Source organism: Nocardia bhagyanarayanae, from assembly GCF_006716565.1.
GTDB classification, from domain to species: domain Bacteria; phylum Actinomycetota; class Actinomycetes; order Mycobacteriales; family Mycobacteriaceae; genus Nocardia; species Nocardia bhagyanarayanae.
The window spans coordinates 5,321,703-5,334,062 of sequence record NZ_VFPG01000001.1; the positions used below are offsets into that span (position 1 = coordinate 5,321,703).

General features: G+C 69.9%; 10 protein-coding genes. 2 read left to right on the forward strand and 8 right to left on the reverse strand.

Annotated features, from left to right (window positions below; genetic code table 11):
- Window positions 1–37 precede the first annotated feature (37 nt).
- Entirely contained in the window at window positions 38–748 is a 711-nt protein-coding gene (locus FB390_RS23220; RefSeq protein WP_141811972.1) for a response regulator transcription factor, read from the reverse strand.
- 315 nt (window positions 749–1,063) lie between these two features.
- Between FB390_RS23220 and FB390_RS23225 the strand changes: the two genes are divergently transcribed.
- Window positions 1,064–5,773: a cation-translocating P-type ATPase gene (locus FB390_RS23225; RefSeq protein ID WP_221639350.1), complete on the forward strand. Its 4,710-nt coding sequence runs from the start codon at window positions 1,064–1,066 to the stop codon at window positions 5,771–5,773.
- 63 nt (window positions 5,774–5,836) lie between these two features.
- Here FB390_RS23225 and FB390_RS23230 read toward each other — a convergent pair whose 3' ends face one another.
- The 6 genes from FB390_RS23230 to FB390_RS23255 form a co-directional block, all read right to left on the reverse strand.
- A complete protein-coding gene (locus tag FB390_RS23230) occupies window positions 5,837–6,109 on the reverse strand; it encodes a hypothetical protein (RefSeq protein WP_141810849.1) in 273 nt (90 codons plus the stop codon).
- A gap of 37 nt (window positions 6,110–6,146) precedes the next feature.
- Window positions 6,147–6,545 carry a hypothetical protein gene (locus FB390_RS23235; protein ID WP_246124170.1) on the reverse strand — a complete coding sequence of 133 codons (399 nt, stop codon included), beginning with the start codon at window positions 6,543–6,545 and terminating at the stop codon, window positions 6,147–6,149.
- 715 nt (window positions 6,546–7,260) lie between these two features.
- Complete coding sequence (locus FB390_RS23240) at window positions 7,261–8,046, reverse strand: RNA polymerase sigma factor SigF (protein ID WP_141810850.1); 786 nt, start codon at window positions 8,044–8,046, stop codon at window positions 7,261–7,263.
- Window positions 8,036–8,467: an ATP-binding protein gene (locus FB390_RS23245; protein WP_141810851.1), complete on the reverse strand. Its 432-nt coding sequence runs from the start codon at window positions 8,465–8,467 to the stop codon at window positions 8,036–8,038. The genes FB390_RS23240 and FB390_RS23245 overlap by 11 nt, the downstream gene beginning before the upstream one ends.
- A gap of 158 nt (window positions 8,468–8,625) precedes the next feature.
- Entirely contained in the window at window positions 8,626–9,306 is a 681-nt protein-coding gene (locus FB390_RS23250) for a PAS and ANTAR domain-containing protein (RefSeq protein ID WP_425465875.1), read from the reverse strand.
- Between the two features lie 65 nt (window positions 9,307–9,371).
- On the reverse strand, window positions 9,372–9,704 hold the full coding sequence (locus FB390_RS23255; RefSeq protein ID WP_246124336.1) for an STAS domain-containing protein: 333 nt from the start codon (window positions 9,702–9,704) through the stop codon (window positions 9,372–9,374).
- On the opposite strand from FB390_RS23255, the gene FB390_RS34375 reads away from it, so the two are divergent.
- Entirely contained in the window at window positions 9,627–9,884 is a 258-nt protein-coding gene (locus FB390_RS34375; protein WP_246124367.1) for a hypothetical protein, read from the forward strand. The two genes, FB390_RS23255 and FB390_RS34375, sit on opposite strands and share 78 nt — an antisense overlap.
- Window positions 9,885–10,119: 235 nt before the next feature.
- Here FB390_RS34375 and FB390_RS23260 read toward each other — a convergent pair whose 3' ends face one another.
- Window positions 10,120–12,255 carry a catalase gene (locus tag FB390_RS23260; RefSeq protein WP_141810853.1) on the reverse strand — a complete coding sequence of 712 codons (2,136 nt, stop codon included), beginning with the start codon at window positions 12,253–12,255 and terminating at the stop codon, window positions 10,120–10,122.
- Window positions 12,256–12,360: the final 105 nt, after the last annotated feature.

Below are 12,360 nucleotides of genomic sequence, written 5' to 3' on the forward strand. Positions count from 1 at the left end.
GTATTACGAACAGATCACGAGGCAAAACATAATGTGATCAACGTTGCACGTCGAGGCGATATCCGAGCCCGCGCACAGTGACCACGACGCGCGGATCCGATGGATCGCGCTCGATCTTCGTTCGCAGTCGGCGCATATGGACGTCTACAATGCGCTCGTCGCCGAAAAACCCGTCGTCCCATACTCGTTCGAGGAGCAGGGCGCGACTGAGCACGCGTCCCGGCGATTCGGCGAGTTCGCAGAGGAGTCGAAACTCGGTGATTGTGAGACGAATTTCCTCGTCACCGCGGCGTACCGCTCCGCCGTCTTTGTCGAGAACGAGCGGCGCGCCCGGATACGCGTCGAGCACCATTTCTCGCGGCACCTCGCGCTCGGCGGCCAATCGCGCCCTGCGGCGCAGTGCGCGCATGCGCGCGGAGATTTCCTTGATTTCGAAGGGCTTGGTGACGAAATCGTCGGCGCCCGCCTCGAGCGCGGCTACCACGTCGTGCGTGTTGTCGCGCGAGCTGATCACGATGATCGGGACGTCGTGGTCGCGGCGGATCTCTCGGATGCAGTCGAAGCCGTCCATGTCGCCGAGCATGAGTTCCACGATCATCACATCCGGGGCGCCGTTGCTGCGCAGATGCGTCAGCGCGTCCTCGGCCTCGTTCGCCTCGGCGACGTCGTACCCTTCGTCCTCCATGGCCACCCGCAGCGCGCCGCGGATCTGGTCGTCGTCGTCAACGATCATCAGGTTCGCGCTCAAGACCTCATCCCTTGCAGACAGGCGGAAGCGCGGCGTGATGCGGAAATCGCATGCCCAGACGACGCGACAGTCCGCTTGGAGCAGCTTGCCGACCACCCAAATACCCGTACCGACCGCTCGGTAAACATCGGGTGGCTGGCGGGTGCCGCTCCGTTCGGGTACCCACCCTTACCCGCGAGCGCGGCAATGGCAAATCGGCAGTGATCCCCGACACGTCGTTCCCGCGGCGTGAACTGGCCGAACAGCGCCGTCGGGACCGCTTCCACGCTGTTTGTTCGGTGCACTGCCGGGTAGCTGACCGGTATGGGCTTATCGGTGCGCAAAATCGTGTTCAACCCCCTGGTTTCCTCCGTCGCGGGCACGGCGGTCGACGTCGCGCGATCCGGGGCGGGGCTCGCCCTCGACACCGGGATGAAAGCCGCCACCGTGCCGATCCGCGTCGCCGAGACCGGTGTGCGCGCGGCCGTCGCGGGCGCGGAGCTGCTGCTCCCCGACGCCGCGGGTCACCTGCGTGACGACCTGGCCGACCTGGTCGACCCGCATACCGGACGAACTCATCGCCGGATCGCCGTGAGCGACGACCGCGCGACCGTCGAGGTGCGCGGCCTCACCGACGTGGACAACCCGGCCATCACCAGGGCGCTCGGCAGGCGGCTCGACCGGCTGCGCGGGGTGCGCTGGTGGGAGGTCAACGCGGTCACCGGACGGGTGGTCGCGGCGCTGGCCAACGGCGCGGCGGATCTGCCGGCGCTCCTCGCCGAAGTCGAGCGGACCGAGCGCGAGGCCCATGTCGCCGACCGGGAGTGGAACCGCCGCACCGAGTTCCCTTCGGATCGAGAACCCTTGCTGGTGGCGGGAATTCAGGTCGCCGGAGATCTGGCCGCGATGGCCGTGGCGACCACGAGCTGGCTGCTGCCGATCAAGCCGCCGGTGAGCGTGCTGCGCTCGGTCGCCGCGTTCACCGACGCCCAGCCGCGACTGCGGCGGGTGCTGGAGGATCGACTGGGCCGTCCGAGAACGGATCTGGTGCTGAGCACCGCGACGGCGATCGGCAACGCGATCGGCAACGCGCCCGCCGCGGGCATGGCGAACCTGTTCGTCGACACGATGCAGCGCACCATGGTGCTGACCGAGGTCATGGCGCGGCGCGCCCAGTGGCGCGACTGGGAGTGCGAACTCACCACGCACGAGGCGCTGGCCGTCGACGATCCGTTGCCCGAGCACTCCAGGCCCGTCGATCTGCCGCGCGGACCGGTGGAACGGGTCGCCGACGAGGCCTCGGCGGGCGCGCTGCTCAGCGCGGCCGCCTTCGGCGCGTCCGGGCGCGGGGGCACGGCGTCGGAGGCGCTCGAGCTCGGCGCACCCAAGGCCGCCCGCGCGACGCGGGAGGCATACGCCGCCGCCGTCTCGACGACCATGTCGCGCGCGGGCGTGCTGACACTGGAGCCGGTCGTGTGGCGCCGGTTGGATCGCCTCACCGCGCTGGTGGTGGACGGCGAATCCTTGCTCACCTCGCGCCGCCTCGTGCTCGCGGCCGAACCCATCGACCCCCGCTGGCGGGACCCGCGCAGGCGTCGGCGGCGGGATGGCGCCGCCGAGACGGACGGCTCGTCCGCGGCCTCGCGGCGGGCGTCGACCAACGGGTCGCGGCCCGCGCACGACGAACTCGACGAGCAAGTGCAAGCCGACGAGGACCGCGCCGCGGCCCATGTGTGGAGCGCCGCACAGCGACTGCTGCGGTCGACCGACGGCTTGGACGAGGAAGCCGGCCCGGATGATCTGCACGGGTTGCGCTTGGTCCAGCCCAAGAGCGGGGCGCCGGATCGCGGCCTCACGGTGCGCCCCGTCTGGCGCGAACTGCGCGACGGCGACCGACCGGTGGGCCGGGTCCTGATCGGGCGCGAACTGGACCGTCGTGCGCACGCCCTGCTCGGCGCCGCGCGCACCGCGGGCCTGCGGGTGACGCTGGTCGGCGGCGAGGATGTCGCGGAATTGCGGTCTCTCGCCGACGAGTTCGTCTCCGCGGGGGTGTCGATGAGCAAGCTGGTGAACGGCGCGCAGCAGGACGGTCACGTCGTCGCGGTGTTGAGCCCGCGCGCGCACAAGGCGCTGGCCTGGGCCGACGTGGCGATCGGCGTGTGCGGCGGCGCGTGCGAGTCGATGCGACCGCCGTGGAGCGCCGATCTGATGTGCCGCGATCTGAGCCAGGCCCAGCGGGTGCTCGCCGCGGTGGTCCCGGCCAGGCAGGCCAGCGAACGCGGCCGCGCGCTGGCGCTGTCGGCGTGCGCACTCGGCGGACTGCTGCTGGCGACCGGTCCGGCGCGGCGCGGACGCAGCTCGCCGATGGTCACCGCGCACTTCGTCGGCCTGGTCAACGGCGCGTTCGCGGGTTGGCGGGCCGTGCGCGGCGAGCCGCGCACCACCCTGGCGCCGCTGCTGCCGTGGAACGCGCTCGAACCCGACGAGGTGCTCTCCCGGCTGCCGGAGCCGCAGGCGCTGGAGGCGCGGGTCAGCGAGGCGCCGCGTGCGCCCGCGCTGCTCGCGCCCTTCACGTCGCTGGTCTCGTTCGCCGGGCAGCTTCGCCGTGAGCTGGCCGACCCGCTCACGCCCATCCTCGGTGTCGGCGCGGTCGCCACCGCCATCCTCGGCTCCCCCTCCGACGCCTTGCTGCTCTCCTCGGTGCTGACCGTCAACGCGCTGGTCTCCGCGCGGCAACGCCAGAAGGCGGAGAACGCGCTGCACCAGCTGATCGCCGAGGAAGAGGTGACCGCCCGGCTGCTGGATCGCGCCGTGGTGGGCGACGGCGGCACCGAGCCGGACGCCGATGCCGACGAGCGGATCGTGCCCGCCCACCGGCTGGTCGTCGGCGATGTCGTCGCGCTACGGGCGGGCGATGTGGTGCCCGCCGACGCCCGTCTACTCTGGGTGGACGACCTGGAGATGGACGAATCCGGATTGACCGGCGAATCGGTCACCGTGGAGAAGCAGCTGGCCGCCACGCCGGGCGCCGAGCTCGGTGACCGTGCCTGCATGGTGTTCGAGGGCAGCACGGTCGTGACCGGCGAGGCCTGCGCCGTCGTCGTCGCCGTCGGCGAGGATACCCAGGCCGGGCGTGCGACCGCAGGTGCGGTGCCGCCCGAGAAGGGCGGTGTGCAAGCACAGTTGCGGCGTCTGACCGAGCGCGTGCTGCCGCTCACCCTGGCGGGCGGCAGCGCGGTGACGGCGCTGGGCGGACTGCGCGGACAATCACTGCGCGTCGCGATCGCCGACGGCGTCGGCGTGGCCGTCGCCGCGGTGCCGGAAGGGCTGCCGCTGGTCGCCACCGTCGCGCAGCTGGCCGCCGCCCGCAGGCTGTCCCGGTACGGGGTGCTGGTGCGGGCCAGCCGCACCGTCGAGGCGCTCGGCCGCGTCGACACGCTGTGCTTCGACAAGACCGGGACTCTCACCGAAGGGCGACTGCGGCTGACCACCCTCGCCGACCTGGATCGGCAGTGGCCGCACGACGCCGATGTCTACAACGCCCGCCGTCTGCTGCGCGCCGCGGCGCGAGCTTGCCCCGATCCGGACGACGGCCCGGTGCTGCACGCCACCGATCGCGCGGTGCTCGATGCGGCCGACGTGCTCGGCGAGGACGACCAGTGGGACCCGATCGAGGAGATCCCGTTCGAGTCCAATCGCGGCTACGCCGCCGCGCTCGGGCACACAACCCGCAGGCTGCGCCTCGTGGTCAAGGGCGCTCCCGAGGTGGTGTTGCCCCGGTGCACGAAGGTGCGCACGGGCGATCAGGACAAGCAGACGCTCACCGACGAGCATCGCGAGCGCGCCCAAGCGGTGGTGCGCGATCTCGCCGAACAGGGCCTGCGGGTGCTGGTGGTGGCCCGCCGCGACTTGGCCGAGAAGCCGGCGGACGTCGAGGAGGCGGTCGGTGAACTCACCCTGCTCGGCTTCCTCGGATTGGCCGACACGCCGCGCCCGCAGACGCTTCCGCTCGTGAAGGCGTTGCGCGAGAACGGTATCGGCATCCGCATGATCACCGGCGACCATCCGGTGACCGCGGCGGCCGTCGCGCGGCAGCTCGGCATCGAGGCGGAGTCGGTCACCACCGGCGCCGATCTGGACCACCTCGACGAAACCGAACAGACGAAGCTGATCGAGCAGACCACGGTGTTCGCCAGGGTCGCTCCCGAGCAGAAGGTGCGCATCGTCGCCGCGCTGCGCCGCGCGGGGCATGTCGTCGGCATGACCGGCGACGGCAGCAACGACGCGGCCGCGATCCGCAGCGCCGACGTCGGAATCGGTTTGGCCGCACACGGTTCCGCCGCCGCACGCAACGCCGCCGACCTGGTGCTCACCGATCCCGACCCGACCGCCCTGCTGCACGCCCTCGTGGAGGGACGCGGCATGTGGCAGCGGATCAACGACGCCGTCGGCGTGCTGGTCGGCGGCAACGCGGGCGAGGTCGCGTTCACGTTGTACGGCACCGCCGTCAGCGGGCACGCACCGCTGGGCACCCGCCAGTTCCTGCTGGTGAACATGCTCACCGACATGTTCCCCGCGCTGGCGCTCGCGCTCTCCACCGACCGTGCGGAGCAGGACGCCACCGATCCCGAAGAGCGCGCCAGGCAATTGTCCGAGATCCCGCCCGCGCGACTCGGGCCGGAGCTGGCGCACACGATCGCGGTCCGCGGCATCACCACCGCCGCTGGCGCGGCGACCGCGTGGACCATCGGCCGCTACACCGGGTCGCATCGCCGGGCGGCCACCATCGGTCTGGTCGCGCTGATCGGCACCCAGCTCGGGCAGACGCTGGTCTCCGGACACCGCAGCCCGATGGTGTGGGTGACCACCGCGGCCAGCGGCGCGGTGCTCGGGGCCGTGGTCATGACGCCGGGAGTCTGCGGCTACTTCGGCTGCAGGCCGCTGGGCCCGGTCGGCTGGACCATCGCGGCGACGACCGCCGCCGCGGCCACCGCGGGCTCGGTGGTGCTCCCCCGCTTCCTGCCGTCACCGGCGGCGACGGACTGATCGCGGACGCGAGAAGATCGGCGCGGCAGGGATGCCGCGCCGATCTTCTCGGCCGTTCGCCGGTCAGGACTCCTCGGGCCCCCTGGTGAGCGGCGGCTGGTCCGGAACGACGTCCGGTTCCTCGGCGTCGAGACGCTCGCCGATCGACTCGCCCGCGCGCTGCTCGGCGGGCGATTGGGCGTAGCGTTCGGCGGCGGACCACGCGTCGGGCGGGTCCATCGCCTGCTCGAGCGGGTCGGCGTCGAGTTCGTCCTCGTCGAGCTGTTCGGTGGTGGACGGAATCTGATCGGTCCACGTCGTGTCGTCCAGCGGCTCCTCGCCTATCGGTTCGGTCATGCTCGGAGGGTTGCCGCTGCCGAGCCGACGAAACGGGTCAGCGTTCCTCGCGGCGCGGTCGCTCCAGCCGGTTGAAATTGCTCGGCGAGCCGTCGGCACGCTGCTCCTGGTAGAGGAAACGCAGCCGCCGGTCGTCGAAGGTCTCGAACCACTCGTCCCAGCCGACCTGGCGCAGCACCGCCCCGCCGTAGCCGGGGAAGTCGAAGCGCAGCACGCCGAGACGGCCGTTGTACTCGCTGCCCGGCATGGTGGCGGGACGAGCGCCGCGCTCCTCGGCCCACCGCCTGATCACCTCGTGATTGCGCGTGATCAGGGTGCGGCCCGCTCGGTCCGGCCGCTGCGTCGGCGACGTGATCTCCTGTGCCTGCTGCAGCGACCTCGAATGCCCCGGTCCGGTGTACGGAGTCCGGGTGGCGGGTCGTCGTTGATCGTCCATGACGACTCCCTCTGCGCCCTCGTATCTCTTTGTCCGGTTCTTCCACCCTTACCCGAACCGGATCGTCGGCAAACGAGAGTGAGGCGTACGCCGCACCCGATTCGTCCGGTGCTGGGTGGGTATCCGGCTCGGTGACCGGCCCGCTCCGCCGCGCGATTTCTCGCGCGCAGCAGGTCACCACCGAGGAGATGTCGCATGGACGACCACACGCCACAGCCGATGCCCGATCCCATTCCACCGAGTCCACAGCCCGACCCGGTGCCGACGCCGCCGGAGCCCGAGCCGATCCCGAATCCGGACCCCGCGCCGCACCCGTTCCCGCCGCCGTTCCCACCCGAACCTGGTCCGTCGCCGCTACCGCCGGAACCGGATCCGAGCCCGGCGCATCCGTTCCCGCCCGAACCCGATCCGGGACCCTCGCCGCTGCCACCGGAACCTGACCCGAGCCCGGCGCATCCCTTCCCGCCCGAACCGGATCCGAGCCCGGCGCATCCGTTCCCGCCGGAACCGGATCCACGCGAACCCGGTACCCCGCCGGTGCCGGGCCCGGGCCATCCCACACCGGGACCGGAACCGACGCCTGGTCGTCCTACGCCAGGACCGGACCCGGCGCCACCACCGCCGAATCCGGTGTGAGGCGCGCGGCCGCCGGGTGAATTGGTTTCGAGGACAGGGCGCCGAGTTCTGTGTCGATGAGCTGGAGGCGCTGGGCGACTCAGTCGCGCAGCGCTTCCTCGCGCAACCAGCGCAGCGTCTTGGCCAGGATCCGGGAAACGTGCATCTGGGAGACGCCGAGTACGTCGGCGATCTGGGTCTGGGTCTTGCCCTCGAAGAAACGCATGATGAGTACCTGCCGCTCGCGCTCGGGCAGGTCGGAGATGAGCGGTTTGACCGCCATGAAGTCCTCCACCAAGTGGTAGGACGGTTCGTCGGCGCCGAGGCTTTCCAGCAGCGGAAGCGGCGCGCTGTCGATGTCGTCGCCGGCAACGGCGTCGATGGACGACGATTGGTAGGCATTGCCCGCGATCAGGGCCTGGGTGACCTCGACGAGGTCGACGTCGAGTTCGTCGGCGATCTCCCTGGCGCGCGGCATCCGTCCGAGCCGCTGCGAGAGCGCCTCCACCGTCGCGCCGATGCTGAGCTGAATCTCCTTGGTGCGCCGTGGCACCCGCACGGCCCAGGTGTTGTCGCGGAAGTGCCTGCGGACCTCGCCCATGATGGTAGGCACCGCGAACGCCAGGAACGACGAGCCGCGGCTGACGTCGAACCGGTCGGCGGCCTGCACCAAGCCGAGGCGCGCGACCTGCAGCAGGTCGTCGAAGATCTCACCGCGTCCGGAGAACTTGCGCGCGATGTGCTCGGCCAGCGGAAGACACCGCCCGATCAGCTCCTCGCGGAGGGCTGCGCGGCGCGGGTCGTCGGGGCCGAGGGCGGCGATCTTCTCGAAGAGCGGCTCGATGTTGTCGTAGCTGTCGCCCGCCGATTTCGATTCACCCGCCATCGGCGCCCCCTCGCACCCAGGTGAAGTCGACAACCGTCGGATAACCCGACAGCCCTCCGTCGTAGGGCTCCTGCTGCGCCGCGATCGATTCCGTGAGGGTCCGCACGATGTGCCATCCGAAACCGGCTTGTTCCACTACCGATTCGGTCGTGGCCACCGAGGAGACGTGCACGAACATGCGGTTCTCGTCGTAGGTGAAAGCGCAGTCGATGTTCGAGCCGGGCACCGCGTCCAAGATCAGCGCGGTGGCGACCTCGTCCAGCGCGAGGCGGATGTCGGTCACTTCATCGATGGCGAAATCCGCGATGAGGGCCACGGTTTCGGCGAGCGCGCGTAGCATCGTCAGCTGCTCGAGGCGCGCGGGCACACGCACCCCGATGGTCGTCGTTTCCGTAGAGGACTGCGAGGTCCACTCCCCCATAACCCATCACCACCTTGTTTCGCGCGGCCGATCCGTCAGGCTACCGCGCAACAATCACCAAGCACCTCGAGGTCAGGCGACCGCGGCGTCCCTCATCGTTGCGCTTACCCGTCGGACACGAACTGAAACGTCGGCCAACGCCGACGCGGGTACCCACCCTACCGCCGCACCCTCTCGTGCGCGGTCAGCAGCAGGTGATCGAATTCCGTGCGCAGGCCGACGGCGACCTGTGTCGCGGCGTGCATATCGGCGATCAACTGGGCTGCGAGCGAGCGCAATTTCACGTTGGTTTCCTGGGAACGCCAGCTCAGGACTCGGAAAGCTTGTTCAGCACTGATGCCGTACACCAGCATCAGCGCGCCCTTGGCCTGTTCGATGATCGCCCGCGCCTCGTACAGCTCCGGCAGTGTGTCGTCCAGCGTCTCCTGCCGGTGCTCCTCGAGCGTGTCGGTGACATCGATGTAGTAGCCCGCGGTGCCGACCACCTCGTCGGACTCGTCGGTCATCCGGTCGGCCACCACGATCATGTGGTGCACCGTGCCCTTCGTGTCGATGATCCGATGCCTGCTCGAGAACGGCGCTCCGGTCTCGATGGAGTTGGCCAATGCCGTCGCGACCTGCTCGCGGTCGTCGGGATGCTTGTGCGACAGCAACAATTTCGTCGTGGGCCGCACCGTTCCCGGCGAGTACCCGTGCATCAACGCCACCTCGTCCGACCACTCCCACCGCTGGTCCTCGAACCAGAAACGGAAACTGCCGACACTCTGCGGCGTTCCCATACCGATCACCCGGTTCAGCACGAACGCGTCCTCGGGCGGAACCGACCCACTCTCCGTCACACGGCAAGTATCCGTCCTCGCCGGGTGAGCGGCGAGCAGATCGATGCGGCCGAGGACTATCGGCCTCACGCGTCCAGAGCGGCCCGCATGGATGGGTATCGGAAGAACAACGAGCGAACGCCCGCGACGTCGAGCGCCCGTTCGATCTCGGCCCGACCGGCCACGACGCGCAGATCGACGCCCGCGCACGCGGCCCGTTGCCGGAGCGCGCCCAGCATACTGGCGGTGCGGATGCTGAGGAATCTGGCGGCGCGCAGATCGACGACCACGGCCTGGCACCGCGACTGCGTCGCGCGTTCGACTGTTTCCTGGAATCGGTCGTGCACGAGCGCGTCTATCTCGCCCTCGACGCGGACAACGACGCAATGTCGCCGCCGGTCGACCCGTTGCGACCACATGCGGCCGTCGTGCTGACGAGCGCTCGGATCGGCTCCGTCGATGCGGTGCCGAGGCAGAGCGGCATCAACTGGCATGGCATACCTCCCTTGGCAAGGGATGTCCGGCTCGGTGCGATCGGCTCGGTCGACGGACGAGCGCCGTCGATGGGAGAGGCACGGTGGAATGATCGCCCGCTGTGAGGTACGCGGTGCGTCGAGCCGCCGCGTGCCGAGTCTGTCAGCCACCTGGTGGCGCACGCGGAGTTCGTCCAGCGCGCGCCCGCCGATCGGCATCGATCGGCCGGTGCCGTCACGCTCCCGTCCGAATGATCGCGGGTGGCCCGTCGTCTGGGCCGACCGCGTCGAACCGGGTTCGGCTGTAGTCTCAACCTCCCTACAGTCTGGCACGTTCGCCCGGCGGTGTCAGGGACTTGTCTCAGGCGGGCACCGCGGCGGTCGCCCGCCGCCAGATGCGGTGCCTGGCCAGCGCGTCGGCGAAGGCGTCCACGAAATCCCCAGGTAGGGAGCCTCCGCTCGACTCGGTGGTGACCACGCCCTGCTCGATGCCGAGGCCGCCGTTCGGCGGCGTCTCGGGGATGATCCCGGAGATGCGCATCACCGAGACGCCCGCGCCGAAGGCGGCGACGGCCTTCGCGTGCTTGAACGCCTCCAGCACGAAGTGCACCGCGGAACCGTTGCGCGCCAACGTCTCCGCCGCGCCGGGACCGCCGGGGACGACAACGCCGTCGTAGAGCACCGAGGCGGCGGTGGCCAGCGACCGGTCGACATCGAGCTGGTCGCCGTCGGATCCGTCACCCCTGACCCGTCCGCCGTGCAGGCCGAGGACCTCGACGATCGCGCCGCGTTCGGTCAGCGCCGCGCGCAGCGCGCGGACTCCGGCCGCGTCGACGCCGTCGGCCGCCAGCACGGCGATCTTGCGCGTCTGAATCGTGTCCATCGCGGTGTTGGCCTGGGACAGCGCGGGCGAGACGAAGGCGTCGGAGGTGTCGGTGTCGGACTCCGGGGCGGAAACACCCAGCTTGCCCGCCACCCGCACCGCCAGGTCGGTGTCGATGCGAACCAGGTGCTCCACGACCCGCTCGCGAATCTCCGGCCGGTTCACCTTGCCCAGCTCGAAGGCGAACGCGTCGACGATGTGCTCCGCCTCGGGCGGGGACATGCTGCGCCAGAACATCCTCGGCTGCCGGTAGTACTCCTTGAAGCTCTCCGCGCGCTTGCGCTGCGCTTCGCCGTCGATCCGTTGCGGATAGTGTTGGTAGGCACCGGAATCCGCCAGGAACGGGCATCCGCCGCCGATGCTGTTCTTGGTGTACGAGGCGGGTCCGACCGGGATGGCGTGCTGGCCGTAGCCGTCCTGCTGGTGATTGCGGACCTCGGCCACCGGGCGGTTGATCGGCAGCTGGGCGAAATTGGGACCGCCGAGCCGGATCAACTGGGTGTCCAGGTAGGAGAAGTTGCGCAGTTGCAGCAGCGGATCGTTGGTGAAGTCGATGCCTGGTACCAGGTTCGCGGTGTGGAAGGCGACCTGCTCGGTCTCGGCGAAGAAATTGTTCGGGTTTCGATCGAGCACCATGCGTCCCACCGGGCGGACCGGGACCTGCTCCTCGGGAATGATCTTGGTGGCGTCGAGCAGATCGAAATCGAAGTCGAACTCGCGCTCCTCGGGCACCAGCTGGACGCCGAGCTCCCACTCGGGGTACTGGCCCGCCTCGATGCAGTCCCAGAGATCGCGGCGATTGAAATCGGGATCGCGTCCGGCGATCTGCTGACACTCGTCCCACACCAGCGAGTGCACGCCGAGCCTGGGCTTCCAGTGGAACTTGACGAAGGTGCCTTTGCCCTGCGCGTTCACCAGCCGGAAGGTGTGCACGCCGAAGCCTTGCATCATCCGGTAGCTGCGCGGCAGGGCCCGGTCCGACATCAGCCACATGATGGCGTGCAGAGTCTCCGGTTGCAGCGACACGAAGTCCCACAGGGTGTCGTGCGCCGAGGCGGCCTGCGGAATCTCGTTGTGCGGCTCGGGTTTCACCGCGTGCACGAAGTCGGGGAACTTGATGCCGTCCTGGATGAAGAACACCGGGAAGTTGTTGCCGACCAGATCGAAATTGCCCTGGGCCGTATAGAACTTCGTGGCGAATCCGCGCACGTCGCGGACCGTGTCCGCGGAACCGCGGGACCCGGCGACGGTGGAGAACCGCACGAAGACCGGGGTGCGCACGCTCGGGTCGGTCAAGAAGGCCGCCGCCGTCACGTCGGCCAGCGTGTTGTCGTAGGGCTGGAAGTAGCCGTAGGCGCCCGCGCCGCGGGCGTGCACCACGCGCTCGGGAATGCGCTCGTGATCGAAGTGGGTGATCTTCTCCCGTGCGTGGAAGTCGTCGAGCAGCGTGGGTCCGCGGTTCCCCGCGGCCAGCGCGTCGTCGGTGCTCTCGACGCGTACGCCCTGCTGGGTCGTCAGATAGCCGCTCTCCCGATCGACACGGTGCGCGTCCAGCTGCCGCTGTTTGGGATCGGCACCGGATCCGCCGACGCCGTTGTCCGATCGCTCGTTCACTGGCTTCCTCCTGCCTGCCGTCAGTCGCTCTCGTCGGGCCGACTGCCCGCATTCGGTGCAGGTAAACCGAGCTCATCCAGACATTTCCGGCCGGAAAGCGCGCGC